Genomic DNA, 26,221 nt, shown 5'->3' with positions numbered 1-26,221 from the left:
TATGTCAATTGATACTTTTTTATTATTATTGGTGGGTTTTGGTTTGGGGCTAATGCACGCACTAGATGCCGATCATATTATGGCGGTATCGGTTTTAAACAGCCAAAAAACCAGTATTAAACGAACCTTGGTGCAAAGCGGCCGCTGGGCGCTGGGGCATGGTGGCATGCTCTTGTGCTGCGGTATATTACTGTTTGGTGTGGGGGTGCCCATTCCCGAGAGCATACAAAAAACGGCCGAAATGAGCGTGGGTGTCTTGTTAATTGTATTGGGGGTGATGTGCGTTATACGTATCCGCAAAGACAAGCTCACCTTTGAGCGACACAGTCACGGCGATATTGTGCATGCTCATTGGTACGAAAATACTCATGCGCATACTACCAAGCACAGTCACAAACCCGTATTTGTAGGTATGTTACATGGTTTGGCAGGCAGTGCACCGGCGTTGGCGTTGATTCCTGCTGTGGCAAATGGCCAGTTTATGCCAGCTATGCTGTACCTTGTTATTTTTTCATTGGGCGTGATGCTGTCTATGTTATTTTTTGGTTTAGGGTTTGCGCATATTCAACAATTTTTAAGTCGTCGCTCTCATGTGATCTTTCAGTTAAGTCGTCATGGCTTAGCGCTGTCGTCTATCGCATTGGGCAGTTATTGGTTATTGCAGGCAAGTTGAATCATGTGGGAAGAGAGCACAGAAAAACCAAAGCCTCTTCGCACAGGGTTAACGACAGGTACGTGCGCTACGGCCTGTACACTCGCATCGGCGCGTTATTTATTGTCGTACCGGGTTACAGCCGCCGCTAATACGCCCTTATGTGCATCGTCGGTCAAAAAAAGCCGCGATCAAGCGGCTCAAACACCGTGTGCACAAACCTCTTCGGTGGTGAGTGTCACACTCCCTAAAGGCAAAACAGTTGAGTTAAAGGTAGTGAGTTATCCGCTGGGTGATAAAGCCCAATTATTAACCGGCGTACGTTCGACAACCATTAAAGATGCTGGCGATGACCCTGATGTGACGCACGGCGCAACAGTGTTTGCCGATGTTGTTTTGCAAGAGGCTCAAGGCATTGTATTTTGTGCCGGCACTGGTGTGGGTACGGTAACGCGAGAGGGCTTGGTTTTATCGGTAGGTGAGCCCGCTATTAATCCGGTACCACGCCAAATGATGACTGATAATTTATTAGCCCTTGCGCAAGAGCTTAATTACCACGGCGGCTTTAAAGTCACCATAGGTGTCGAAAAAGGCGAAGTCATTGCACAAAAAACCATGAACGCACGATTAGGTATTGTAGGAGGGTTATCCATTTTGGGTACCACCGGTATTGTGCGGCCCTTTTCATGTGCCGCGTGGATCGCCTCTATCCATCAAAGCATTGATGTCGCAAAAGCCAATGGTATTGAGCATATTGCCGCGAGTACGGGCAACCGCAGCGAGCAGGCTATACAAGCCAAATACCAACTTGACGATATTGCATTAATAGAAATGGGTGATTTTGCCGGTGCGGTATTAAAGCATATCAAAAAACACCCCATCGCAATACTAAGCTTATGTGGTGGGTTTGGTAAAATCACCAAGCTAGCCAATGGCCATATGGATTTAAATAGTCGAGTATCGACTATGGACTTTGACCATATCGCAGAAGTTGCCGGCGCTGCCGGCGCTGATCTCTCTTTACAAACGGCGATAAAAACGGCCAATACCAGCATTGAGGCATTAAAGTTTTGTATGCAACAAGGGGTTCCACTCGCCCACGCCATGTGCCAGAGGGCCTTGGCGGTTGCGCGTAGAGTGGTGCCTGCAAGTGTGCATATGGAAGTATTAGCGACTAATCGCCAAGGTGACTTTATAGGTCATGCCGGTGTTGTTTTAGAGCGAGTCTCAAAGGCTTCTGTCGATACAGCAGCCACCAGCGTTTCAAATAAAAATACAAATACGCATAGGTTGGATAAACATTTATGCGCTTATTAATTTTGGGCGGCACGGCCGATGGCCGTAAACTGGCGGCGCGTTTACATGCACGGGGCATCACGGTTATTTACAGTGTGGCGGGCCTTGTGCGTATGCCAAAGATTGATTGTCAAATTATCAGTGGTGGCTTTACACGCTTTGGCGGTTTGCCGACGTTTATTCAGCGCAACAGCATTAGTGCTATTTTAGATGTCACTCACCCTTATGCCGCTACTATGAGCGCCAAAGCGGTGAATGCCGCAGCGCAGTGTTTGATTCCTTGTTGGCGTTTTCACAGGCCAGCATGGCGCCAAAGTACAGATGACCGCTGGCAGTTATTTAATACTTGGGAGTCATTGGCCACCGCGCTTAGTGGGTATCGCTCGGTGTTTTTAACCTGTGGCCAAATTAACCAACAGCAAATCAATGATTTGGCAGCCAATACACAACAACAAATAGTATTGCGCACAGCCGTACAGCCCAAGTATCACTTGCCACCTAATATACGATGGATTAAAGCAATTGGCCCGTTTACCTTAGAGGGCGAGTGCGAAGTGATGCATAAGTATCATATTGATGTCGTCGTCAGTAAAAATAGCGGGGGCAACTCTACTGTTGCTAAGTTGTTTGTTGCACGCGAATTGAATATTCCGGTTTTTATGTTAACACGCCCCAAGCTACCGGCTGTTGTCCATCAATTTAGTACACAGGATGATTGCCTTATTCATGTGTTATCCGTTTTTAGCTCGTAAGGTGACAGCCATGCCCTTTGATTATGTTATTGACCCGCAAGCGATCGAGCAAGAAAGCTTTCGCCAAATTCGCGCGTTAACCGATTTATCGCGTTTTGATCAATATCAACAGCAAGTTGTCATGCGTATTGTGCACAGCTTAGGTTTACCACATTTATCGGAGCAGGTGCACTTTAGTCAAAATGCATGTACTGCAGGCATGCAGGCATTAGCCCATAACGCTAATATTTTGTGCGATGTCGAGATGGTCAAGCAAGGCATTACCAAGCGCATGATCCAAAAAAATCCGTTGTGTTTTTTAAATGATGAACGCACACAAAGCCTAGCCAAACAACATGCCCAAACACGCTCTATGGCTGCCGTATCGCTATGGCAGTCGCAGCTAAAAGGGAGTGTCGTTGTCATTGGTAATGCACCAACGGCGTTATACCGATTATTAGAAATACTCGAAACAGGTGCCGACAAACCCGCCTTAATCATCGGTATGCCGGTAGGTTTTGTAGGCGCAGCCGAATCTAAGCAAGCCTTATGGGATAACCATGCGGCACTAGGCATAGAGTGCATTACCTTGCTGGGTCGTGAAGGCGGTAGTGCGGTATCGGCGGCCAGCTGTAATGCGTTATTACGCTGTAATATGGGTGAATATTATTAATATCTCGCATACTGTAAGCAGTCATTATGGCGCTGATGAAAATACGTCGATAAATATCACTATCCACATCATAGGCTTAGGTGTCGCGCAAACGGCCGTTTTAAATACCACCGCTATACAGGCCTTGCGCACTGCTAACACGGTCATTGGTGCTGCACGTCAGCTGGCGACTGTGGGCCATGTTATTAATGATAAAAAGCCTCGCTGTATCGAGTTACCTAGGCTTTGTGAGCTTACAGCGCTCATCGAATCTTTAGCGGGCAACGTGGTGGTATTGGCCTCTGGCGATCCATTGTATTACGGTATTGGCCGTTGGTTTACGCAGCGTTTTGCTGCGGTGCAATTACGATTTTACCCCGCGGTATCCAGTGTGCAGGCGGCATGCCACCGTTTAGGCTTGGCTCTGCAAGATGTCGAAGTCCTGAGTTTACACGGCCGCCCCGTCGAAAAGCTGCGCACTAAACTTAAAGCTAATAAACACTTATTAATACTGACCGATAAAAACAGCCACCCTCAGCGCTTAGCGCAAGAGTGCTTAGCGGCTAACTACCCAGACACACAAATATCGATCTGTGAGAACTTAGGTTATAACGACATAGGTTGTAACGACATAGATAATAACGACTTAACAAATAAAGAGACAAGTTCAAAAAAAACAAGCTCTCAAAACCAAGCCCCGGATAATATACAGTGCAAACAAGAGCGCGTGAGTACTTGGCCGGCCCAAGCGCTGGCCAATAGTACGCAAGTGTTTTCTGACTTACACGTTACTCATTTACACGTGCGCGGTCATGGCGGGGTTTTACCGGAGTTTCCGGGTATTCCCGATCACCACTTCCAAACTGGCGCCGCGCCAGGCAAGGGTATGATCAGTAAGCGCGAAGTGCGGTTGGCCATACTATCGATGATGGGCGTGTGTGCACAAGATGTTGTGTGGGATATCGGTGCAGGCTGTGGCGGTGTGGCGATTGAATTGGCGCTATGGAATGAGCAGGCCAATATTTACGCCATAGAGTGCCACACCCAGCGACTAGCTTTTTTGCGGCAAAACCAACAGCACTTTGGTGTTGTGCAAAACCTACATGTTATTGCTGGGCGCGCGCCGGCAGTTTTAGTCAATTTACCCGCCCCTAATAAAGTATTTATTGGTGGTAGTGATGGCGAGCTCGAAGCTTTATTACATAGCGCCTGGGCAGTATTACCAGATCACGGTGTGTTGGTGGCTAGTGGCGTCATTGAGAGAACCAAGCATATATTACAGCGCTTTGCCGATGATATTTTGAATGCTCAAATTAACAGTGCGCCAGTTAAGAGTCCCAAGTCATCAGTTGCATCGCAAGTCGAAAGTATTGAGCTGGGTGTAAAGCGTGGTGAAAAAGTCGATGGCCGTATGCAATATGTCGCAAAGCTGCCAATAGAAATTTTTAAATTTACAAAAAAAACAGGTGAGCGATGAAGGCGACATTTATCGGTGTGGGTGTTGGACCCGGCGATCCAGAGCTAATGACATTAAAGGCGGCGCGTTATATCGAGCAGGCCGATATTATTAGCTATATTGCGAACGCTAAAGGCGTATCGCAAGCCAAAACCATCGCGCGCGAGGCGCTATTACGACGCAAATCAACACAAGAAATACCCGTTATTATGCCCATGAGCGAAGACCGGTATATTGCAAACAAGGCTTATGATGCGGCAGCTGCGAGTATTGGACAATCGTTACAGGCTGGTTTAACCGTTGTGTTTTTGTGTGAAGGTGATCCATTATTTTTTGGCTCGTTTGCTTACTTGTTAGAACGCTTGCAAGGCTTGGTGATCTGTGAAGTTGTACCCGGTATTTCGTCGGTACATGCCGCCTCATCTGCTTTACAATTACCGCTAACCATGCAAAAAGAATCTTTTGCAGTTATTAGCGGGCGCCATAGCCAACAAAAAATGATCGATACACTCAATAATCATGACTCGGTTGTTATTCTTAAAGCAGGGCGCTCGCGGCAATCTATTTTAGATGCCATTAGTGCGGCAAACCGTACGGATGATGCTAATTACTTAGAGTACATTAGCCGCGATAACCAAAAAATACAGCGAGATATTTGCGCTTTAGAAGGCGAAGCTGGGCCGTACTTTTCATTGTTTATCATTACTAAAACAACACAAGGCCGGGGCCAATAATTAGGTATGAATAAACCCATACGAATTATTGCACTCACTGATGCAGGCTTGCGCCTTGCGACAAGGTTACAGCACTTTATGCCTGTTGCAACGGTGCACTTTAAACCTAAGCCCTTTAGCCAAAGTGTGCAGCAGGCTTTTACCCAGGGCGATGCGCTCATTATGATTTGTGCCACAGGGATTGCTGTGCGTAGTTTGGCGCCGGTGCTCAATACAAAACACAGTGACCCGCCCGTGCTCGTACTCGATGAACTTGGCGAGTACGTTATTCCTTTATTATCGGGTCACGAAGGCGGGGCAAATAATTGGGCGCATACTATTGCCGCTTATTTGCAGGCGCAACTAGTCATGACGACAGCTAAGCCTTATTTAAAACCGGTGTATACCGTGGGCATGGGGTGTGAGCGATATTGCCCGCAACAAGAGTTAGCCGCTTTATTCGCCCAAGCGTTACAGCAAACGGGCCTCACCGAAGCACAAATACACAGTATTAATAGCATCGACATAAAAGCGGATGAACAAGGTTTAATAGCATTAGCGCAGGCCAAAGATAAACCCTACGGCACTTACGGGACTGTTGCATTGGGTAAAATGGAGCATTTGCTCAGTACTAAATCAGAGTATGTGTTTGGTGTGGTGGGCGTATACGGCGTTGCCGAATCGGCCGCGCTGTGGGCAGCGCAACAACACACCGGGCAAGCACCGGAGCTAGTGTTAAATAAAATAAAAACGGCAAAGGCGACCTGTGCCATTGCGCGTTCATATCCGGCAGGCCCCAAACTGCCATTAAACTCATTGATAAATAAATAATATGAAACAATTATATGTAGTTGGTACCGGACCCGGTGCAATGGACTTAGTTGCCCCCCGCGCTATCGAAGCGATCAAGCTAAGTACCGATCTCGTTGCTTATGGTTTGTACCTCGATTTATTGGGCTCAGTCTGCGAAGGTAAAAACCGCCACGACTTACCCTTGGGTGAAGAAATTGAACGTGCAAGATTGGCGTTAAATTTAGCCGCCCAAGGTAAAATAACCGCATTAGTATCCAGTGGCGATATTGGTATTTATGCAATGGCCACGTTGGTCTTTGAATTACTGGATCAACAATTATCTGGCAAAGAAGACTCACCACAATGGCTAGAGGTTGATATCGAAGTGGTGCCAGGTATTTCCGCGATGCAAGCAGGCGCGGCTAAAATTGGCGCCATGCTAGGCCATGATTTTTGTACCATATCACTGTCCGATCTATTAACCCCTTGGCAAACTATTGAAAAACGTTTGCATGCCTGCGGTCAAGGTGATTTTGTCGTATCGTTTTATAATCCACGCTCCAAAAAACGTGATTGGCAAATTAATACTGCACGCGATATTCTTTTGCAATATCGCCCACACTCTACGCCGGTATTATTAGGGCGCCAATTAACCCGCGAAGACGAGAGCGTGACTATCACCACACTCGATAAGCTACACAGTGACGATGTCGATATGTTTACGTTAGTGTCGGTAGGTAACAGCGAGTCACGCCATATTATGAATAACGATAAGCAATGGGTTTATACTCCCAGAGGTTACAGTAAAAAATTATGACTGTATATTTTATTGGCGCAGGCCCAGGCGATCCAGAACTCATTACTGTCAAAGCGCTTAAATATATTAAGCAATGTCCCATTATTTTATATGCGGGCTCATTGGTGCCCCGTGAAATATTTGCCGAGGTAGAGGGTAGTGCCGAAAAAATCATCGACACAGCCTCTCTCGACTTAGAGCAAATTATGGCGCATATTAATGACGCACATAAAGCTGGCAAAGATGTAGCGCGCGTGCACTCTGGTGACCCGTCATTATATGGTGCAATTGGCGAGCAAATACGGCGTTTAGATGCGCTGAGTATTGATTTTGAAATTGTTGCTGGCGTCACCGCAACCTCTGCTTCAGCGGCTTGGTTAGGTAAAGAGTTGACGTTATCGGGAGTGTCGCAAACCATTATTATGACACGCTATGAAGGTAAAACGCCGTTTCCTGAGCGCGAGCGCTTGCCAGCATTGGCGGCCAGTGGTGCAACCTTAGCGATTCATTTGGGTGTTACACGCATTCATAAAATTGTGGAAGAGCTCATTCCGCATTATGGTGAAGACTGCCCAGTTGCGGTATGCTACCGCACATCATGGCCCGATCAAGATAAAGTCATTGGAACGCTTAGCGATATTGTCGCCAAAGTGCGCGCAAAAAAATTCACACGAACGTCGTTAATTTTAGTGGGGCATGTATTAGGTGCCGATAATTTCCGTGACTCGTATTTGTACGACGAAGCGCAAGCCCATGTGTATCGGCCTAAAGTCAAAAGCGAAAAATCCAGAAGTGTTGATACAGCAATAGCACATCCGCCGTTGCATCAATAAAGATAACACCCTCAATATTTAAATAAACAGCATTTAAATAAACAATGCAGCATGAGTATCAGTCATTCAATATTGAGAGTATTAGTACAGCGGTTAGTTTTTCTTGCAGCTAGGTGTGCCGGGTATTTCTACTTTATTGGCCATTTCTTCGTCAATAATATGCTGCGGGAATTGCCCCATAAAACAACAGCATACATTTTCATGAATCATCGTTCTAGGGCCATGCGGATGCCCTATATGTTTATACGGTGCATGTGAGTGTCCATGGCTGTGTGAATGACCATGGCCGTGCTCATGACCGCCTTCATGCTTATGTTCGTGAGGATGTGCATGCTCGTGTTTTTCATCGGCGTGCTTATGTGCCTCGGCTGCAGATTCTGGTTGGAACTCGGCATGATGGTGATGTACATCCACCTCGCCCAATGCTAAGCGCCGCTTAAAGTTTTGCATTAAGTTTAATGCCGGTGCAGGGCCTGCAATGGTTTCTTCTATGCGCTGTGTAAAGGTATTAATTACATGTGCCTGGTCTTTTAAATAACCGGCTTTCATAAAAGTAATATCGGGGTTTTCGGCGGCAACTTTATCGGTGTAAGCATAAATGCGATCAATAAGCTTGCCTCCAAATAAAAAGTAGGGCGCAACCACAATTTTTTTAAAGCCTAACTTTACGGCCATCTCTAAACCGCGGCCCACCGAGGGGTAAGTGACACCCGAGTACACAGTCTCTGACCAGCCAAAGCCTAAATTTTCTGAGACGATACGGGTAAGCTTAGCCGCCTCCGCATTGGCTTCGCTGACCGACGTTCCACGGCCTACAACTACTAACATCGTGTCGTAAAGGTCGCCGTCATGTACATGCTCTAGGCCTAGCGCTTCTAGTATACGTATTTGAAAAGCTTGAACCATTTCGGTGTGTAAGCCAAGCTCTTGGCCATACTCGATCGTTAAACCTAGGTGTTTTTCTTGATAGGTGGTCAATACCGAGGGGATATCATTTTGTGCGTGAGTGGCCGCAAATAACATGCCTGGTACCGCGTAAATTTTTTCCACACCTTGTGCCATTAAGCGGTCTAAAGCCATATGCATATTGGGTGAAGAGTATTCTAGAAATCCATACTCTACTTTGAGTGATGGATGGCGATCGCGTAGCCCTTTAGCTAATAAGCTGAATTCTCTTTCAGCAATTTTTGCACGGCTACCGTGCCCGCAAATTAGTACGCCAGCGTTATCTGGCAATTGTTCGAGTGTGCTCATCTTATGTACCGCAGTGTGATGTGTTAATGCTGAATAATAGGGTGTGTGGCGCTAATTATTTTTTGTTCATGACTCCAGTTTTCGTGACTATTAGAATTAAGGTTAATGCGCACTTCGTGGTTGCCCGGTGTTAATGCTTTAAGGTGAAACCAATGGCTGTAAATACGCGCTATTTTATAGCCATCCACAAAAATATGAGCATGCCCTTCACCTAATGTTGCTGGAGTATTGATCTTTTCGGGTGTAAAGGTAAAGTTTTGTGTGTGTATCTGTATGTTCCAGCCACTCATGCTATCGGCTTTAATGGTGAAGCTAATGGACGGTACCGCAGCATCGGCACCAAAATCAGTGATATCCACATTGCCATGTTTGTGTTGGCTATGGTCGTGCATGCTTGAGGAGGCTGTATTAATGGTTGTATTCATTTGTGCGGCAGTCAAACTACCGTCGGTATTTCGGCAGGCGCTTAATGTGGCTGCAAGAGATAAAAAACTTAATATGTTATAACAATGTTTAATTTTCATGCCGGTTATTATCGCGGATTTAACAAATCTGTGAAAGTAGCGAGACTACATGCGAGGCTTATTTCCGTGAAAAAGACTAACAAATGTTGATAAGGTTTGCGCTTTTTTTATCGTCAATAAGAAATACCTTGTTTTACGATGGCAATAGCAGGTTTAAGCGCGGCTATTGAGTCTGTATACTCAGTGCTATCTTATGTTGGTGGTTGTTTTAATACACTTGGCACACAAAAATTACAGGATGTTAGTTAGCAGTGAGTTTGGCTGAGGTACACTTTAAGCACTCGCTTGGCATCCGGTTTTTTATGCACACAGCGTATGGTAATCATCAATCATTTTTAACCTCAATGGAGCCTTGCTCCTTATTTGTATTTTTAAGGCATATTTCATGCAACTGAATAAAATTCCTGCCACAATAGTTACCGGCTTTTTAGGTAGCGGTAAAACGACGCTATTGTCTAATGTTTTAAAGCAAGCGGCGGGTAAGCGTATTGCTGTTATTGTGAATGAGTTTGGTGAATTAGATATTGATGCCGATTTGTTGCGCAGTTGCCCGCTAGATTGCGAAGAGGGTGAGCAAGCGACAACCGTTGCCGAGAGTCAAAACGGTATTTATGAATTGGCTAATGGGTGTATTTGCTGCACCGTAGAAGAAGAATTTTTACCCGTCATGAAAGAACTCGTTGCGCGCCGCGATGACATTGACCATATTTTAATTGAAACATCGGGCCTCGCGTTACCTAAGCCATTAGTGCAGGCCTTTAATTGGCCAGAAATCAAACAATATTGCACCGTTGATGCCGTTATTACCGTCATTGATGGGCCGGCTGTTGCCGCAGGCCGCTTTGCCGATAACGAAGCGCACATTGAAGCGCAGCGTTTGGCTGATGACAGCCTAGATCACGACCCTAGTTTACAAGAGCTACTAGAAGATCAATTAAGCGCGGCCGACTTAGTTGTCGTGAGTAAAAATGATTTACTGGACCGGGCCTCGCGCGACAAAGTTAAAGCCATTATCGATGCTAAAGTCCCCGCCGCGGTTAAAACCACATATATTGATAACGGCAAAGCCGAACTTGATGTGTTAATGGGTATCCAATCTGCGGCAGAAGATAGCATTGATGATGTGCATAATCATCATGACCACCACCATGTGCATGGTCACCATCACGACCATGCCCACGATCACTTTGACTCTTTTGTTATTACTTTGGGTGAGGTCGATGGGGATAAATTACAAAATATCCTTAAAAATTTACTGGCGCAATACAATATATTCCGTGCAAAAGGTTTTGCTGCATTACCAGACAAACCTATGAGGCAAGTATTGCAAGCGGTAGGCAAACGTTTAGATGTACATTTTGATCGATTATGGCAAGCCGATGATGTACGCCAAACACACTTGGTGTTTATTGGCAAAGGGATTACTCAAACTCAAATCACCACAGCCTTAAAAGAAGCCGAACGGGCCACCGCTTAAATTTTATTGTCGGCAATGGTTTATTATGCATTTATTCGCAGCACAACCCGGTGGTTTTACTGATGATGAAGGGATTGTTGATCTCGATCAGTCGCCGGGTAATATCGTTATACTATCGGCCGCTGACAGCGCTTTAGCAGCACTTGCTACAAGCGCCGATGCTTTGCCCAGCACCTTTCCCACTCTTCGTCTCGCCAATTGGATGAACGTATTAAAACCAGCCGCCTTTGATTTATACCGCGACAAAACCTTAGATCATGCAAAAGTGGTTGTGGTATCGATGCTCGGTGGCGCAAGCTATTGGCAATATGGTTTTGATCAATTAATTGAGTGGCAAGCACAAGGTGCTGGCCGCACATTAATTTTAGTGCCTGGCGACGATACTGAAGATAAAGCATTAATGCAGTGCTCAAGTGTGCCTTTTGATGAGGCCACTCGTGTTTGGCGTTATTTACGCCAAGGCGGTGCGCTCAATAACCGCCAGTTACTCACATTTTTAGCCGCACACTATTTTGGACAGTCTTATCCGTGGCATGAGCCTCAGCCTTTACCGCATTGCATGATGTATATGCCTGACTCGTCACTCAAACATTCACAAGCGAGCTTGAGTGACTGGCAGCAGCGATGGCGTAATACAACACCCAACTTACCCTCACAAATTATGCCGCGCGACAGCGGTGCAGTTAAGGGCAACACCGCTAAGGAAAATACAGTTGATCAGGGCAGTGCAATACACCTAAAAGTGTGTGTTGTCTTGTTTTATCGTAGTCATTTACAAAGCGCTAATACCGGCATGTTTGATCAACTCATTGCCACTTTAGAGCGCGAGGGCTTACAGCCGCTGCCCATTGCTATCGCCTCGTTAAAAGATGCCGAATCATTGGCGTTAGTTAATGCATTAATTGATAGGACCGATGCTAAGTTAATTATCAATACTACAGGTTTTGCGTGCAATACTGTATCTAGCCCCGATTTGGCCTCGCAACCGACTGATTTTATTTCACCGTTTTACCGCGCCATTCCAGTGTTTCAGTTAGTTTTATCCAGTAGTACCCAAAACGATTGGCAAAGTTATAGCCAAGGTTTACGTGCTCGTGATATTGCCATGCAAGTGGTATTACCCGAAATGGACGGTCGCATTATTACCCGTGCCGTCAGCTTTAAAGCCGAAGCTTTTTGGAGTGAGCGCTGCCAAATAGCAGTGGTGTGTTATACCTTACATCAAGAGCGTGCAAGCTTTGTTGCGCAGTTGGCTGCACGCTATATTCAGCTGTCATTTAAGCCCAATTCACAAAAGCGCCTAGCATTAATACTGGCTAATTACCCAACAAAAGACGGTCGTATTGGTAATGGGGTAGGGTTAGATACACCAGCGTCCACCTTAAATATTTTACAGGCCTTAGCCGATAATAATTATCCGGTAGGCGATTTACCCGCCGATGGCACCGCGTTAATTCACGCGTTATTAGGCGCGGTTACCAACAACCCCAATACCCTGCATCACTTGCCGTGCTGGCAAAGTATTAGCCTTGAAAATTACCAGCGCCACTTTGCCCGCTTACCACAGGCCAACCAAAAAGCCATACGCGAGCGCTGGGGCGACCCATGGCAAGATCCTAAGTGCCGTAATGGACGCATTATGCTGGCAGGTATTCGTTTGGGCGAAACTTTTGTGGGTATTCAACCTGCGCGTGGTTTTAATATGGATCTAGCCGCTAACTATCACGACCCCGATTTAATTCCGCCGCACAGTTATTTAGCCTTTTACTTTTGGATGCGCTTTGAGTATGGCGTAGATGCCATTGTACATGTCGGCAAACATGGCAACTTAGAGTGGTTGCCCGGCAAAGGTTCGGCATTAAGTGAATGCTGCTGGTCCGATATTGCCCTTGGGCCCACGCCGCATTTTTACCCGTTTATTGTCAATGATCCCGGCGAAGGTGCGCAGGCAAAGCGCCGCACCCAAGCGGTGATTATTGATCACCTTATGCCGCCTATGACACGTGCCGAGGTGTACGGTGATTTAGCCGAACTTGAAGGATTAGTGGATGAATATTATCAAGCAATGGGCATGGATATACGCCGCGAAACTTGGCTCAAAGAGCAAATATTAGAGCACGTTAAGCGCACCAATATTTTGCAAGAACTCGCCCGTTCATCCCAAGGTGCTAACAAAACGCCACATAATAATACTGGGGCTGCCAGTATTAACCCGGCCAACACCGATGAGGTCTTACTCAACGATATCGACAGCTATCTTTGTGATATTAAAGAAGCCCAAATTCGTCATGGTCTCCATATATTGGGGATGCTGCCCGAAGCCGATAAACTCAGCGATACTTTAGTCGCCTTGTTGCGTTTGCCGCGAGGCTCGGCTGTCACCGAGCAAGGCATTTTGCATAATTTAGCAGCCGATATGGCTTTGCTGCATAAGGGTCAAATATTCGATCCACTGCAAGAGCCTATAGAGCAATGGCAAGGCGCACAGCCTCCTGAATTAAAGGCTGTCGACTCTCGCCCGTGGCGCACCACCGCCGATACCCGCGAGCGGTTAGAGCTATTGGCCATGCAATGGATCGAGCAATATATTATTAGCGGTACAATACCTACCGTGTTTAGTCAGCGCTTTCCTAAAACAGCCGAGCAATGTGCGTATGCCAAAACCGTTATACACATGGCCTTACAAAAAAGCGTAGTCCTCGAAATTCAATCCTTAATGCGAGGCTTATCGGGTTTATTTGTAGAGCCTGGTCCAAGCGGTGCACCGACGCGTGGCCGTTTAGATACCTTGCCTACAGGGCGCAATTTTTATTCGGTCGATAGTCGTTCTATTCCTTCGCCTGCGGCTTGGGCCATTGGCGAGCGCTCGGCTAATGCATTAATTGAGCGGCACTTGCAAGAGCACGGCGATTACCCTAAGCAACTGGGTTTATCGGTATGGGGCACGGCCACCATGCGTACAGGTGGCGACGATATTGCCCAAGCCTTTTCGTTAATGGGCATTAAGCCTTTGTGGGCAATTGGTTCACATCGCGTTATTGATTTTGAAATTGTGCCCACCATGTTATTAAACCGCCCGCGAGTCGATGTGACTTTACGGGTGTCCGGTTTCTTTCGTGATGCCTTTCCCAATGTCATGCGCTTATACGATACTGCCGTACAAGCCATTGCCGATTATGAAGAGCCGGGTAATGGCAATACCATTAGGCAGAATATTCGATGTCGTCAGCGCGAATTATTGGCCCAAGGCATAGATGAGCAAACCGCAAAGCGCGAGGCAAGCTACCGTGTTTTTGGCAGTAAGCCCGGCGCCTATGGTGCCGGTTTGCAAGGCCTCATTGATGAGCGCTGCTGGGAGAGTCGCGATGACCTCGCCGAAGCGTATTTAAATTGGGGCGGTTATGCTTACGGGGCAGATAAAGACTCGCAAGAGGGTAAGCAAGCTAAAGCAAGTTTCCAATATCGTTTAAGCCATCTTGAAACTGTGGTGCAAAACCAAGATAACCGCGAACATGATCTACTAGACTCCGATGATTATTATCAGTTTCAAGGGGGTATGACCAACGCTATTGCAACGTTTTCTGGCAGCGAGCCGGTGGTTTATCACAACGACCATTCCAACCCTTCGCAACCTAAAATAAGGCTGCTCAAAGAAGAGCTTAATCGTGTTATTCGCTCACGAGTATTAAACCCCAAATGGATTGCCGGTATGCAAGAGCATGGCTATAAAGGCGCTTTCGAAATGGCCGCCAGTGTCGATTATTTGTTTGCCTACGATGCCACCACCAACTTAATTGACGATTACCAATACGCCAGCGTTGCCGAGGCTTTAGTTTTTGACCCCGCCAATCAAGCCTTTATGACACAGCACAATCGAGCTGCCCTAGAAGAAATGGCCGAGCGACTACTAGAAGCCGCGCAACGTGGCCTATGGCAAGAACCCGGCGAATATGCAGGCCGCCTGCAAAATTTATTGTTAGACATTGATGCATCACAAGAGTGTTAGTGAATACTGATGACCCAGAGCGATGAATTTAAAGAGCGCTGACGTAATTGTCTTTATTGTACTCTGCCCAATCCAATCCAATCCTGCCCAAGCTTTGTTATCATTATCTACATCTACTGTTCGAGATGAATTGGGTCATGAGGAAAGTCACTGGAGTGGGGTTTAGCGCAAAAATAGTGAGAGAAAGTGTGCTTGAAGGCATTTTGTAAGGGGGGGTGGTTGATCAAAACAGTATGGAATAAAAAGTTAATGAACGAATCGTATAGTTTTACTGAGGCAGAAAAGCGCGCTGTTTATAAAGCGATAGCGCAGCGGCGCGACATGCGTCACTTTAATGGGCGGGCGTTAGATGCCGCTATTTTACAGCGTATTTTATCGGCTGCGCACAGAGCACCAAGTGTAGGGCTCATGCAGCCATGGCGTTTTATACGCATAACCGATTATGATATTCGGCGCGACCTTTACGCTATTGTTGAAAAAGAGCGTGGCTTAACGGCTGAAGCTTTGGGGGAGCAAAAGGCAGCTTTTTTAAAGCTTAAAGTGGAAGGCGTAATGCAGTGCTCGGAGTTGTTGGTTGCTGCACTGCCTGATAAACGCGATCAACATATTTTTGGCCGTCGAACGATGCCTGAAATGGATTTGGCTTCTTTGTCGTGCGCGATTCAAAATATGTGGTTGGCGGCAAGAGTTGAGGGTGTTGGCATGGGCTGGGTGTCTTTGTTTGATCCTGAAGATATTAAGGTGTTATTGCGTATGCCAAAGCACAGCCATCCGGTGGCTATTTTGTGCATCGGTCCTGTGGATGCGTTTTATGAAAAGTCGATGCTAGTGTCAGAGGGTTGGGCGCAAGAGAAGCCACTGGCGCAGATGTTGTTTGAAAACAAATGGGTGTACGGTCATAAGTCAAGTGACAAATAAATAGTATGTTATCAGCGTGCGTCGGCCATTATTCAATGATATTTCGCTCAATGATAGTGGCTAAGTTGGCTAAGTGAAGAGTTGGTGAGTTTGATTGAGTGGCGTGGGAGGTTTTTTAGGCGGTGTGGCTTACACCTCTATGGTCAAGCTATGGCGTCCCCAGCTGGAATCGAACCAACATCTAAGCCTTAGGAGGGCCTCGTTTTATCCATTAAACTATGGGGACGTAGGTATAAGCCTTTGTGCGATACAGTGCTCGGCTAATGTGAGTGGCTTATTTGAGTACGTAAGTTTACCAACGTTTGGCGTGTTCGCCAAACGAAACATGCAGTAATTGGCAATTCTAAGGGTTGTTTTCGTGTTTACTGAGTGTGAGCAGCTTATGTGTTTCACTGTGTAGCTTGGTACGGCTAAATAATAATTTAAAAACACCGCCCCCGTTCTGGCGCCATAAAATGCTGGCCCGAATACCGCTGAGTAATAAGCTGCGTATTTGATTGGCAACACGCTTTTGCTGTAAGTACGTGTATTCGCCTTTTACTTGAATGCGATAGCTAAGCGTGCTGATTGTTTGGGTGTAACACTCGGCAATACTCGCAATGACATTGTCGTGGGATAAACCAAAATGTCCAATTTGGTGCTGGCAGGCCTCGAGCTTTTTGGCGATGGTATTGAGCATGGCACCATTTTTATTGAGCTGCGCCGCTAAGTTGTTGACTCCAACAGCGTAGGGAATAATACTTTTATGCTGGCTGTTGATTTTACTGCTTAGTAGTGAATCTAAGCGAGTTAGTCCTCGCTCAATATGCCCAAGGCTACCATAAACCTCTAACGTATTAGTTGGGTTGGTGACAAACAAACTGTTTATACAGGCTTCAAAATCATGACTGTTAAGGTAGCCTGTTGTCGCTAGCTCTTTGACCAAATCGACAGCTTGTAGTGTGCCAGCTAAGGCAATCGCTTGATTTTGAATACTGTTAAAGTTGGCTCCTGTACTATTGTTGTTATTGTTGTGGCCAGTGTTATTGTTGTGGTCATTGTTATTACTGTGTGTGCTCATGCGGTATGCTTTTTTAATGCGATTAACGTTATCGCTGTTATTTTGATGTGCGTTAGCATTGTGGACTTATTAGCCCTGCGCTTATTACCGTGCTTCCAATCTTGCTACATGGCTTCCAATCCTGGCTGGCTATTGCAAGCGCGGTTAATAATGGCCCCGCCTAGGCAGTGGTCTTGTAAGTAAAAGACGGCGTATTGACCGGGTGTAATGGCGCGTTGAGGTTCATCAAACACAACTTTTAAGCCTTGGTTGTGCTGTGTGATGGTGCAGGCTTGATCGGGCTGGCGGTAGCGGGTTTTGGCGTGGCAGCGTAAACCTTGGATTAGGTCAATGCCGCCAACGGTTTCGAGGGGGTTGATCCAGTGACACTGTTCGGTATACAGCGTGTCGGCCATTAATAGGGGGTGATACTTACCTTGCACAACAACCAGTTGATTGTTGTCGAGGTCTTTAACAGCGACATACCAAGGCTCTTCGGGGGCGCCGGCCACGCCGCCAATACCCAGGCCTTGGCGTTGGCCAATGGTGTGGTACATCAAGCCTTGGTGCTCACCAATAACGCGACCATCTTCGGTGACAATGGCGCCTGGCTGTGCCGGCAAATACTGGGCTAAAAAATCTTTAAAGCGACGTTCGCCAATAAAGCAAATGCCAGTACTGTCTTTTTTATTATGAGTAATTAGACCGTGTTGCTCAGCCAGTGCGCGCACCAGTGGTTTTTCGATGTCGCCAATAGGGAATAGCGTTTTGGCAAATTCTTGGCCTGCAACTGCATGTAAAAAATACGACTGGTCTTTGTTGGGGTCTAGCCCTTTGAGTAATTGCGTATGTCCACCTACGGTGTGTGTTTTGGCATAGTGGCCGGTGGCAATATGGTTAGCGCCTAGAGCCTCGGCATATTGCAAAAACACTTTAAATTTGATTTCGCGGTTACATAGAATGTCGGGGTTAGGGGTTCGGCCGGCTTTGTACTCGGTTAAAAAATATTCAAAGACATTATCCCAGTATTCGGCCGCAAAGTTGGCGGTATGTAGGGTAATACCGAGCTTGTCGCATACAGCTTGCGCATCGACCAAATCTTCTTTGGCGGTGCAATACTCGGTGCCATCATCTTCATCCCAGTTTTTCATAAACAGCCCTTCCACATCAAAGCCTTGCTGCTGAAGCAGTAGGGCCGATACAGAGGAGTCAACACCGCCAGACATACCGACAATGACTTTAGTGTTTGAACGAGAGGTGGCTGTGGTGCTCATTAAATATTAGGCTCGCAATGTTAGGAGGCTGCAAACGCGCAGCTTATAAATGGTTGTAAATCGTATGTAAAGGTAAGGTTTCGCCCTGCTCGTAACGAGCAATATCGTTAAGAATTAGCGGGCTGCGTAGAGCATCTTGCTTAGCGATGGCTTGCGCTTTGGTTAACCACTGGGCGGCAATAATACCTTGATCAAGCTTTGCCGTCAGGTTTTGCTTAAGTAAAGTGCCAATAAAGGTAAATCGGATATAAGTTTGTGCATTGCTCGGTGCGACATAATGGCTTATGCCTAGCAAGGCATCAATGGCAATATGGCAGCCAGTTTCTTCTAATGTTTCGCGGATGGCGGCCTGCATCAGGGTTTCGTTGTTTTCTAAATGCCCAGCGGGCTGGTTGTACACCACGCGACCTTCTGCGTGCTCTTTGACGAAAAGATACAAGGTTTCATGGTTGGCTGATGGCTGGGTCACAATGGTTGCAACGGTAACATGCGGTGCAAATGACATTAGCGAGGCCTCTTTTTTGCCAGTCTTGCGGTAGGCTTTTGATAGCTGGGCGATTTTGTACGGCCTGTGGTGTTGGCTGGCGTACTTGTGCGGGATGCGTTTTTGTGAGGCGTGCTTTTATCAGGTGTACCTTTATATGCACCTTTCTTAGATGTACCTTCATTGGATGCGCTGTGGCGCCTAGAGGCTGTTTTGGCGCCCGCACTTGCTTTGCCTTTGGGTTTACGGTTTTTGTTTGGTGCCTCGTGGGTAACATTTACCTGTACTTCGCGGCTTTGCCCCGGCGTTAAATGCTCCAATCCCCAAGGGCCAATTTGACTGCGTATCAGTCGTAATGTGGGTAGGCCTACGGCGGCAGTCATTCGGCGTACTTGGCGGTTACGACCTTCTTTTAATACAATTTCTAGCCAATGTGTTGGGCTGTTTTCGCGCTGGCGAATAGGGGGGGTACGCGCCCAAATATTGGGCTCATCAATAATTTTGGCTGTGCAAGGTTTAGTGGGGCCGTCTTTTAATGTGATCCCTTGCGCTAGCTGTGCAATAGCCTCGGGGTTAGGCGCTCCTTCAACCTGTACCCAATAGGTTTTAGGGAGCTTAAATTGTGGGTTGGCCAGTTGATTTTGCAAGCGGCCGTTATTGGTGAGTGCCAGCAGGCCTTCAGAGTCATAATCTAGGCGCCCGGCGGTATAAAACTTGGGATATCGCCGAGTATCGACAATATGGCTCAAGGTGGCGCGGCCTTCGTTGTCGGTAAATTGGCATAGGGTTTGGAAAGGTTTATTAACTAGTAGCAAGATGGGCATAAATAAGGCGCATAAGAAATTTGGCACTATTGTAGCGGGCAATAGTGCCAGTGCCAAAAAATTAAATGGCCGTGCCTGTGAGCTGTTGTAGGCTAAACAGGCTCGGTTTCGGTGTGAATTTGATGCTTGGCCGTCGACGCGTAATGGGCGGGCTCATTGGTTGAGAGGCGGCTCTGAAGGCGCTGCTCAATGCTGTTTTGTGCGTTATTGCTGGGCTGGACTGGGGTGGCTGGCATCGAGTGTTGGGTATCATTAGGTATTCGAATATTCAAAGCGTGCCAGCCTTTATCACCCGACTCAAGTTCAAATTCAACCTGTTGTCCTGTTTTTAGCGTACGAAACCCGTCCATATTGATAGCCGAGTAGTGTGCAAATATATCAACGGGAGCGTCTTCACTCACAATAAAGCCAAAGCCCTTGGCATTATTAAACCACTTCACTATACCTTTTGGCATTTTGAGACCTTTTGGTTATTTGTGCGGTATTGCACGGCACAACAGATGCGACATTTTTTTATTATTTTATGCATTGCCATCACGAAAAATTATTTGTAATTATCGAAACAGGTAATGTCTGTACGTTTTGTAATCAACTTCACTGTAACTGTCAAGTTTTCGTTGTTAAATTCGTTTGTAGATGCACAACTTGATGAGAACTGAGGTAATATTGACAACGTTTTTTCTTAATTAAGACGTGTGTGAATCATGGGTAATCTAGAAATACTTCAGCTACCATTAGGTAGAAGGTGTGAAATAAAGGCAGCTTTAGATCACGAAGGTCAAGACGGTGATGTTGCGGTTGAATTAGAAAAACCGAAGCTTAAGCGTCCTCCAATGTATCGCGTACTCATGCTCAATGATGATTATACGCCCATGGACTTTGTGGTCGAGGTACTGGCGCTTTTTTTTGGGATGGACTCAGAAAAGGCGACTCGCATTATGTTAACTGTACATACCGAAGGCAAAGCGTGTTGCGGCATCTTTTCGAAAGATGTGGCAGAAACTAAAGCCATGATGGTGAACAAATATGCACGGGAAAATCAGCACCCGCTGCTGTGCGAAATAGACGTTGTAGAGGATGGTGATCCTTAGAACATAAGGTAGAGCGATTATGTTGAGCAAAGAACTGGAAATGACGTTAAATACGGCTTTTAAGGGCGCACGCTCTAAGCGGCACGAATTTATGACCGTCGAACACTTATTACTAGCGTTACTCGATAACGAGTCAGCGGCTGCGGTTTTGCGCTCTTGTGGCGCTAATTTAAATATATTGCGGCAGGAGCTGCTCGAATTTGTAGACTCAACAACGCCTCTAATTCCCGAAACGGATGACCAGCGTGAAACGCAGCCTACCTTAGGTTTTCAGCGTGTGCTTCAGCGCGCTGTATTTCATGTGCAATCTTCGGGTAAAAATGAAGTGACCGGTGCCAACGTGCTGGTGGCAATTTTTAGCGAGCAAGAAAGTCAAGCGGTCTACTATCTTAAGCAGCAAAGCATTGCGCGTATTGATGTGGTGAATTACATCACTCATGGTATTACCAAAGTTTCCGGTGGGGGGCAGTCTGACCACAGTGGAGAAGGCCATCAGGAGCATCAAGATGATGAAACCATGGGAGCAACTGGTGAAGGGGCGGCAACGGATCCGCTCGACTCTTACTCGACGAACTTAAACGAGCAAGCGCGCAATGGCCGAATTGACCCGCTTGTTGGGCGCGATCAAGAAGTTGAGCGCGTAGTGCAAGTGCTATCGCGTCGCCGCAAAAATAATCCGTTATTAGTGGGTGAGAGTGGTGTGGGTAAAACGGCAATTGCCGAAGGTTTAGCCAAAAAAATTATCGATGGAGAAGTACCAGAGGTGTTGGCCAATAGCGTGGTATATTCACTCGATTTGGGTGCGTTATTAGCCGGAACTAAATACCGCGGTGATTTTGAAAAGCGTTTTAAAGCGCTGCTTGCCGAGCTTAAAAAACGCGATAATGCGGTATTATTTATTGATGAGATTCATACCATTATTGGCGCGGGTGCTGCTTCGGGCGGTGTTATGGATGCTTCAAACCTCCTTAAGCCATTGTTAACTAATGGCGACTTGCGGTGTATCGGTTCGACGACCTTCCAAGAGTACCGTGGCATTTTTGATAAAGATCGCGCACTGTCGCGTCGCTTCCAAAAAATTGATGTTGAAGAGCCTTCTGTCGATGACACGTACAAAATCTTAAAAGGCTTAAAAAGTCGATTTGAAGATCATCATCACCTTAAATACACTGACGCTGCTTTGCGCGCAGCCTCTGAGCTGGCGAGTAAATACATTACAGATCGCTTTATGCCCGATAAAGCGATTGATGTAATTGATGAAGCCGGTGCTTATCAGCAATTATTGGCACCGAGCAAGCGCAAAAAGCAAATTGGCGTAAAAGATGTTGAAGATGTGATCGCTAAAATTGCGCGCATACCGCCCAAGACGGTTTCCTCTTCAGATAAGGACGTTTTGCGCAAGCTTGAAGATAATTTACGCATGACGGTATTTGGCCAATCTGATGCGGTAGACGCTGTATCATCGGCAATTAAGCTATCGCGTGCAGGGCTGGTGTCAGGTGATAAACCTGTTGGTTCTTTCTTGTTTGCAGGCCCTACCGGCGTTGGTAAAACCGAATTGTGTAAGCAGTTAGCTAAGGCGCTAGGCGTTGAGTTATTGCGTTTTGACATGTCCGAGTATATGGAGCGTCATACCGTATCGCGCTTGATTGGTGCACCGCCTGGCTATGTGGGCTTTGATCAAGGTGGTTTGTTAACCGATGCAGTCACGAAACACCCTTATTGTGTTGTGCTATTGGATGAGATCGAAAAAGCGCACCCTGATGTTTTTAACTTGCTGTTGCAGGTAATGGATCATGGTACTTTGACCGATAATAATGGGCGCTCAGCGGATTTTCGCAATGTAATTGTGATCATGACTACGAATGCCGGGGCTGAAGTAGCCAGTCGTGCATCGATTGGTTTCTCTCATCAAGATCATACAACCGACGCGATGGAGGCGATTAAAAAAGGTTTTTCGCCTGAATTTAGAAACCGTTTGGATGCAATTATTCAGTTTGGTGCGCTCAGTTTAGATGTTATTGAGACGGTGGTTGATAAATTTTTGGTCGAGCTACAAACGCAACTTGATGATAAAAAAGTATCGTTGATTGTAAGCGACGAAGCGCGTAAGTGGTTGGCGCTTAATGGGTATGATGAGAAAATGGGTGCTCGGCCAATGGCTAGAATTATTCAAGAGCAAATTAAAAAGCCTTTAGCTGAAATGGTGCTTTTTGGTAAGCTCTCTGATAAAGGCGGGGTCGTACATGCGGATATGAAAGATGGTGCAATTGTCCTTGATACAGATAAAGCACTAGAGCCGGCTTAAAAATAAGTCGATGTTCAATCAAGCCTGTGTTCAGTCAAGTCGGTGTTCAATTAATCTTTACCGGTAAACTTGGGAGGGGGGTAAAGCACCGAGAATAGTCATATAAAAAAGGGCGCGTAAAGCGCCCTTTTTTGGGGGTAAAACTCAAGTCAGGTATTACCTCGGTACGTAGGGCGGCCAGTCGGTCGCAATTCGTAGTGATGACTGGCGCATTTTACGTACTAGCGAGCGCGGTAGGTAATACGGCCTTTGCTTAGGTCGTAAGGTGTCATTTCTACTTTGACTTTGTCGCCGGTCAAAATGCGAATGTAGTTTTTACGCATTTTTCCAGAAATATGAGCGGTTACCACGTGATCGTTTTCGAGCTTAACGCGGAACATGGTATTGGGAAGGGTATCAACCACTTCACCTTCTAGTTCAAAATTTTCTTCTTTTGCCATTCGGCGGAGTCCTCTATTAATCGCTAATTGGCGCTATGAGACTGCGCCGCTACCTCAACCGCTATAGGCGGTTTTGTCGGAGCGCGCAATTCTGCCTTAAGTTGAGCTTATAGCCAAGCACTAAGGGTGAAAAACGCGCAATTTTATGCGAATTGTCATTATTTTTATGAAATCAAGTCTTTTTGCCTATAAAAACATCGGTTTAAGGGCTGGTAGTATTCTACGCTGCCTGCTCCCGCACGTCGATGCGCATGTGAGTCGCGCGCCGGCGACATGCCTAGCGGGTGCTACTTTAAAGCGAATTTTAGGACTTTGCTGGGGCGCTCTTGAGGATGTATTAAGCGCTTTACCCCCAGCCAGTACCACATACAAGTGCGGCCTGAGTAAAATAATGACCGCTATGGCAGTTAACATGCTGTTTGTGCCAACCAAGATGACAACATATTGAGATCCTTTTGATACTGCTGGCCTTATGATCACAGCGTTGGCTCGGGTCGTTGTGCCGTGGATGTTTGTATTGTTGCGCACAAAGGCTGTGCTGGCGAAAAGTATGGCGGCTAAATAAATGATGAGAGGGGCGCCGACAAGGCTAGTGCGGTCTATACTGACTGGCAGTGGTACTTTTTACTGTATTACCGATGACCATTTTAAACGCCCCCAGCATGTAAGGCCGCTTATGTCTACAAAGGTAATTTATGTCTACAGTTAATGCTTCTATGTCTGAGTTTTCGGGTGGCTCGCACAGTCACCTTACCTATTTTGCTGAGCACCTTGTGCAATTTAATGAGCATAGTCCGGTGACTTTCAAGCGCCCCGTAGTAGTTAATGGCAAAGCGATGATGAGGGCGGGTCAGCGCTTTGATGTGAATGTGGTCAATAGTCTATGCACTGGTGAGGCGCCCGTTGATTATCTGGATGCGATTACATTAGCGCGACCGCTCAGTGCCGAGCTTATACAGATAGACTTTAGTACATTGATCGACGATGACCCTGCAATTGCCGAATTTGCCGACAGATACGGTGATTGGGCTGAGCTTAAGCGCTGCATTGCGCAGGTCGCGTCAATGAGCGGCTTAATGTTGCAGCTGACGGTGCTTAAGCAGCAGTTGCCGGCGGTGTATCAGCAAGCGTTATTTGGTGCTTGGCTAGGTGCTACATTGATGGGGCTACTTAAACGTGGCGCAAGCGATGTGCTCAATATTTTTATTGCCGCTATGAGCCATGATATAGGCCTTTTACATATTCCTATGGATTATGTGAAAAGCGATAGACACTTTAATTATCGGCAGTTACGGGTGTTGCGTACGCACAGTGTAGTGGGCTTTTATGTGTTAAAGCGCGTAGCCAGCTTGCCCGATGATGTATTGCGTGCAGTTGCCGAACATCACGAAAACCTCGACGGCACCGGTTACCCCGCGGGCAAGGTGGGTAATACGATTAGTCGGTTGGGGCAGTGTTTAATTTTTTTAGATGCTATCAACGCGATGTATATCAAGCGTTTAAAGCCCGGTAAGCGACCATTGCGCGACCTTATCCCTATGATTCAAATGAATGGGCATAGTCGCTTTGGGGTGCTGGGTAAAAAGTGCATTAAATGGCTCCAAGCCTTGCCCACCTCGCAGGTGCGTGCGGTCCCTGATAGCTTAATGCCACTATTAATTGAAGCCGTACGCGAGCGCAATACCTACATTGGCGGTTGTGTTGATGTGATCGATCAGCTCGCCAAAGACGTTGGCTTTAGGCACGGTGACCAGCGAGTATTTGCGCTACAAAACAGTATTATTCACATTAATATTTCAATTACACAATCAGGAATCATTAATTCGGCATATATGCGCTGGCTAGACCAAGTCGAAACCGAAGCGCTAACGCATGCGTATCGCGAAGTAGAAGATGTTTTTTTGATGATGCAAGAAGTGATTTACCACATAGGTAAGTTGCATGATCAAATTGAACTGTTTCTGAGTACTCCATGCGATAGTGATGAAGCCTTTAAGCTTAAAAAAGGCCTAGAGCGCCTAGAGCGCATTCACCAACCTACCCCCCCCCTGCACTTAAAAGCATTGTGGATTGCCAATGTGCAGTAATTGCAGCATGTAGGCACACTAAAGCTTGCTCACTTGAATGCGTTTGTAAACTAAGAATGAGTCATCGGCATTGTGACGAATATTCATTGATAGGCCTTGATAGTGCTCACCAACAATAACATTGCCGCTTTCGAGCGAGGTCTCTTACACGCCTCGATCAATAGGGTGGGGGTGAGTGGTATAAATATGTTTGTAGCATTCATGATGGAGGCCAAGCTACGATTTTTTTCATAGCATGACTTTGATGCTTAGAGTGATGATAAAGATACAGGAAGCGCACGCGGTAGATTGGTACTGACTTGAGCGTTCTCTGTACAAAATTATGAATAAACGGAATGTTGATGATAAGCAGTATTTTGAGAATATTTTAGAAATCATAGTTGAGCCACCGATAATGCATGAAAAGATGGTAAGCGTCCAGCCAACCACACCTAGCGCAATTATGCTTGCTTAAAGCACCAAGGCATCAGCGCTTCAATATCGCAATTATTTCTCGGCAGCTCAGTGAGTAAATGCTCTAAATAGGCATAGCAGTCGAGACCATTGGCTTTGGCCGTTTCAATTAATGAATACC

General features: G+C 46.4%; 24 protein-coding genes and 1 tRNA gene. 15 read left to right on the top strand and 10 right to left on the bottom strand.

Annotated features, from left to right (window positions below):
• Position 1: 1 nt before the first annotated feature.
• The 9 genes from AC438_RS10630 to cobM are packed head-to-tail and all read left to right on the top strand — an operon-like array spanning position 2 to position 7,921.
• Positions 2-673, top strand: a complete 672-nt coding sequence (locus tag AC438_RS10630; RefSeq protein ID WP_053981238.1) for a HoxN/HupN/NixA family nickel/cobalt transporter — start codon at positions 2-4, stop codon at positions 671-673.
• Positions 674-676: 3 nt separating this feature from the next.
• The gene (locus tag AC438_RS10625) at positions 677-1,969 is read left to right on the top strand and encodes a cobalt-precorrin-5B (C(1))-methyltransferase (RefSeq protein WP_082354104.1); all 1,293 of its coding nucleotides are present in this window, start codon (positions 677-679) and stop codon (positions 1,967-1,969) included.
• Positions 1,957-2,700, top strand: coding sequence for a precorrin-6A/cobalt-precorrin-6A reductase (locus AC438_RS10620; protein WP_053981237.1), 744 nt, complete (start codon positions 1,957-1,959; stop codon positions 2,698-2,700). Before AC438_RS10625 ends, AC438_RS10620 begins: the two co-directional genes overlap by 13 nt.
• 10 nt (positions 2,701-2,710) lie before the next feature.
• Complete coding sequence (locus AC438_RS10615) at positions 2,711-3,352, top strand: precorrin-8X methylmutase (protein WP_053981236.1); 642 nt, start codon at positions 2,711-2,713, stop codon at positions 3,350-3,352.
• Entirely contained in the window at positions 3,315-4,808 is a 1,494-nt protein-coding gene (cbiE, locus tag AC438_RS10610; protein ID WP_082354103.1) for a precorrin-6y C5,15-methyltransferase (decarboxylating) subunit CbiE, read from the top strand. The genes AC438_RS10615 and cbiE overlap by 38 nt, the downstream gene beginning before the upstream one ends.
• On the top strand, positions 4,805-5,521 hold the full coding sequence (gene cobI / locus AC438_RS10605; RefSeq protein ID WP_053981234.1) for a precorrin-2 C(20)-methyltransferase: 717 nt from the start codon (positions 4,805-4,807) through the stop codon (positions 5,519-5,521). Before cbiE ends, cobI begins: the two co-directional genes overlap by 4 nt.
• A gap of 6 nt (positions 5,522-5,527) precedes the next feature.
• Complete coding sequence (locus AC438_RS10600; protein ID WP_053981233.1) at positions 5,528-6,331, top strand: cobalamin biosynthesis protein; 804 nt, start codon at positions 5,528-5,530, stop codon at positions 6,329-6,331.
• Between the two features lies 1 nt (position 6,332).
• Positions 6,333-7,109 carry a precorrin-3B C(17)-methyltransferase gene (gene cobJ, locus AC438_RS10595; protein WP_053981232.1) on the top strand — a complete coding sequence of 259 codons (777 nt, stop codon included), beginning with the start codon at positions 6,333-6,335 and terminating at the stop codon, positions 7,107-7,109.
• On the top strand, positions 7,106-7,921 hold the full coding sequence (gene cobM, locus AC438_RS10590) for a precorrin-4 C(11)-methyltransferase (protein WP_053981231.1): 816 nt from the start codon (positions 7,106-7,108) through the stop codon (positions 7,919-7,921). The genes cobJ and cobM overlap by 4 nt, the downstream gene beginning before the upstream one ends.
• A 93-nt stretch (positions 7,922-8,014) precedes the next feature.
• Here the strand turns inward: cobM and AC438_RS10585 are convergent, their stop codons facing one another.
• Complete coding sequence (locus AC438_RS10585; protein ID WP_053981230.1) at positions 8,015-9,175, bottom strand: sirohydrochlorin chelatase; 1,161 nt, start codon at positions 9,173-9,175, stop codon at positions 8,015-8,017.
• Between the two features lie 23 nt (positions 9,176-9,198).
• On the bottom strand, positions 9,199-9,699 hold the full coding sequence (locus AC438_RS10580; protein ID WP_053981229.1) for a hypothetical protein: 501 nt from the start codon (positions 9,697-9,699) through the stop codon (positions 9,199-9,201).
• Between the two features lie 385 nt (positions 9,700-10,084).
• Here AC438_RS10580 and cobW point away from each other — a divergent pair, with 385 nt between their 5' ends.
• From cobW to bluB, 3 genes are all read left to right on the top strand, one after another.
• Positions 10,085-11,176: a cobalamin biosynthesis protein CobW gene (gene cobW, locus AC438_RS10575; RefSeq protein ID WP_053981228.1), complete on the top strand. Its 1,092-nt coding sequence runs from the start codon at positions 10,085-10,087 to the stop codon at positions 11,174-11,176.
• A 25-nt stretch (positions 11,177-11,201) separates the two neighbouring features.
• Complete coding sequence (cobN, locus tag AC438_RS10570) at positions 11,202-15,182, top strand: cobaltochelatase subunit CobN (RefSeq protein WP_053981227.1); 3,981 nt, start codon at positions 11,202-11,204, stop codon at positions 15,180-15,182.
• A 219-nt stretch (positions 15,183-15,401) separates the two neighbouring features.
• Positions 15,402-16,100 (top strand): 5,6-dimethylbenzimidazole synthase, encoded by a 699-nt coding sequence (bluB, locus tag AC438_RS10565; protein WP_238376370.1) that lies wholly within the window; start codon positions 15,402-15,404, stop codon positions 16,098-16,100.
• 151 nt (positions 16,101-16,251) lie between these two features.
• On the opposite strand, the gene AC438_RS10560 is transcribed toward bluB, so the two are convergent.
• From AC438_RS10560 to AC438_RS17350, 6 genes are all read right to left on the bottom strand, one after another.
• Positions 16,252-16,326, bottom strand: a tRNA-Arg gene (locus AC438_RS10560).
• 117 nt (positions 16,327-16,443) lie between these two features.
• On the bottom strand, positions 16,444-17,160 hold the full coding sequence (hflD, locus tag AC438_RS10555; RefSeq protein WP_053981226.1) for a high frequency lysogenization protein HflD: 717 nt from the start codon (positions 17,158-17,160) through the stop codon (positions 16,444-16,446).
• A gap of 104 nt (positions 17,161-17,264) precedes the next feature.
• Entirely contained in the window at positions 17,265-18,413 is a 1,149-nt protein-coding gene (gene mnmA, locus AC438_RS10550; protein WP_053981225.1) for a tRNA 2-thiouridine(34) synthase MnmA, read from the bottom strand.
• A gap of 43 nt (positions 18,414-18,456) precedes the next feature.
• Complete coding sequence (locus tag AC438_RS10545) at positions 18,457-18,918, bottom strand: NUDIX hydrolase (RefSeq protein WP_053981224.1); 462 nt, start codon at positions 18,916-18,918, stop codon at positions 18,457-18,459.
• On the bottom strand, positions 18,918-19,721 hold the full coding sequence (locus tag AC438_RS10540) for a pseudouridine synthase (RefSeq protein WP_082354102.1): 804 nt from the start codon (positions 19,719-19,721) through the stop codon (positions 18,918-18,920). The genes AC438_RS10545 and AC438_RS10540 overlap by 1 nt, the downstream gene beginning before the upstream one ends.
• Positions 19,722-19,813: 92 nt before the next feature.
• A complete protein-coding gene (locus tag AC438_RS17350) occupies positions 19,814-20,176 on the bottom strand; it encodes a cold-shock protein (protein ID WP_082354101.1) in 363 nt (120 codons plus the stop codon).
• 249 nt (positions 20,177-20,425) lie between these two features.
• On the opposite strand from AC438_RS17350, the gene clpS reads away from it, so the two are divergent.
• Positions 20,426-20,812 carry an ATP-dependent Clp protease adapter ClpS gene (gene clpS / locus AC438_RS10530; protein WP_082354100.1) on the top strand — a complete coding sequence of 129 codons (387 nt, stop codon included), beginning with the start codon at positions 20,426-20,428 and terminating at the stop codon, positions 20,810-20,812.
• A gap of 19 nt (positions 20,813-20,831) precedes the next feature.
• Positions 20,832-23,120, top strand: a complete 2,289-nt coding sequence (clpA, locus tag AC438_RS10525) for an ATP-dependent Clp protease ATP-binding subunit ClpA (RefSeq protein WP_053981223.1) — start codon at positions 20,832-20,834, stop codon at positions 23,118-23,120.
• 221 nt (positions 23,121-23,341) lie between these two features.
• On the opposite strand, the gene infA is transcribed toward clpA, so the two are convergent.
• Entirely contained in the window at positions 23,342-23,560 is a 219-nt protein-coding gene (gene infA / locus AC438_RS10520) for a translation initiation factor IF-1 (protein WP_053981222.1), read from the bottom strand.
• A gap of 695 nt (positions 23,561-24,255) precedes the next feature.
• Here infA and AC438_RS10510 point away from each other — a divergent pair.
• Complete coding sequence (locus AC438_RS10510) at positions 24,256-25,647, top strand: HD-GYP domain-containing protein (protein ID WP_053981220.1); 1,392 nt, start codon at positions 24,256-24,258, stop codon at positions 25,645-25,647.
• A gap of 440 nt (positions 25,648-26,087) precedes the next feature.
• On the opposite strand, the gene AC438_RS16600 is transcribed toward AC438_RS10510, so the two are convergent.
• The coding region (locus tag AC438_RS16600) for a transposase domain-containing protein (protein WP_156317064.1) at positions 26,088-26,221 on the bottom strand (134 nt) is incomplete at its 5' end.

Source organism: Marinagarivorans algicola, from assembly GCF_001292705.1.
Classification (GTDB): Bacteria; Pseudomonadota; Gammaproteobacteria; order Pseudomonadales; family Cellvibrionaceae; genus Marinagarivorans; species Marinagarivorans algicola.
This window is presented reverse-complemented; position numbering and strand designations above follow the sequence as displayed.

Coding starts and splice junctions, on each gene's coding strand:
- clpS (WP_082354100.1), top strand. CDS start 20,426: ATGGGTAATCTAGAAATACTTCAGCTACCATTAGGTAGAAGGTGTGAA.
- AC438_RS10620 (WP_053981237.1), top strand. CDS start 1,957: ATGCGCTTATTAATTTTGGGCGGCACGGCCGATGGCCGTAAACTGGCG.
- AC438_RS10545 (WP_053981224.1), bottom strand. CDS start 18,918: ATGTCATTTGCACCGCATGTTACCGTTGCAACCATTGTGACCCAGCCA.
- AC438_RS10585 (WP_053981230.1), bottom strand. CDS start 9,175: ATGAGCACACTCGAACAATTGCCAGATAACGCTGGCGTACTAATTTGC.
- AC438_RS10625 (WP_082354104.1), top strand. CDS start 677: ATGTGGGAAGAGAGCACAGAAAAACCAAAGCCTCTTCGCACAGGGTTA.
- cobW (WP_053981228.1), top strand. CDS start 10,085: ATGCAACTGAATAAAATTCCTGCCACAATAGTTACCGGCTTTTTAGGT.
- AC438_RS10615 (WP_053981236.1), top strand. CDS start 2,711: ATGCCCTTTGATTATGTTATTGACCCGCAAGCGATCGAGCAAGAAAGC.
- cbiE (WP_082354103.1), top strand. CDS start 3,315: ATGCGTTATTACGCTGTAATATGGGTGAATATTATTAATATCTCGCAT.
- infA (WP_053981222.1), bottom strand. CDS start 23,560: ATGGCAAAAGAAGAAAATTTTGAACTAGAAGGTGAAGTGGTTGATACC.
- AC438_RS10600 (WP_053981233.1), top strand. CDS start 5,528: ATGAATAAACCCATACGAATTATTGCACTCACTGATGCAGGCTTGCGC.
- clpA (WP_053981223.1), top strand. CDS start 20,832: ATGTTGAGCAAAGAACTGGAAATGACGTTAAATACGGCTTTTAAGGGC.
- AC438_RS10630 (WP_053981238.1), top strand. CDS start 2: ATGTCAATTGATACTTTTTTATTATTATTGGTGGGTTTTGGTTTGGGG.
- AC438_RS17350 (WP_082354101.1), bottom strand. CDS start 20,176: ATGCCAAAAGGTATAGTGAAGTGGTTTAATAATGCCAAGGGCTTTGGC.
- mnmA (WP_053981225.1), bottom strand. CDS start 18,413: ATGAGCACCACAGCCACCTCTCGTTCAAACACTAAAGTCATTGTCGGT.
- hflD (WP_053981226.1), bottom strand. CDS start 17,160: ATGAGCACACACAGTAATAACAATGACCACAACAATAACACTGGCCAC.
- cobI (WP_053981234.1), top strand. CDS start 4,805: ATGAAGGCGACATTTATCGGTGTGGGTGTTGGACCCGGCGATCCAGAG.
- cobN (WP_053981227.1), top strand. CDS start 11,202: ATGCATTTATTCGCAGCACAACCCGGTGGTTTTACTGATGATGAAGGG.
- cobJ (WP_053981232.1), top strand. CDS start 6,333: ATGAAACAATTATATGTAGTTGGTACCGGACCCGGTGCAATGGACTTA.
- AC438_RS10510 (WP_053981220.1), top strand. CDS start 24,256: ATGTCTACAGTTAATGCTTCTATGTCTGAGTTTTCGGGTGGCTCGCAC.
- AC438_RS10580 (WP_053981229.1), bottom strand. CDS start 9,699: ATGAAAATTAAACATTGTTATAACATATTAAGTTTTTTATCTCTTGCA.
- AC438_RS10540 (WP_082354102.1), bottom strand. CDS start 19,721: ATGCCCATCTTGCTACTAGTTAATAAACCTTTCCAAACCCTATGCCAA.
- cobM (WP_053981231.1), top strand. CDS start 7,106: ATGACTGTATATTTTATTGGCGCAGGCCCAGGCGATCCAGAACTCATT.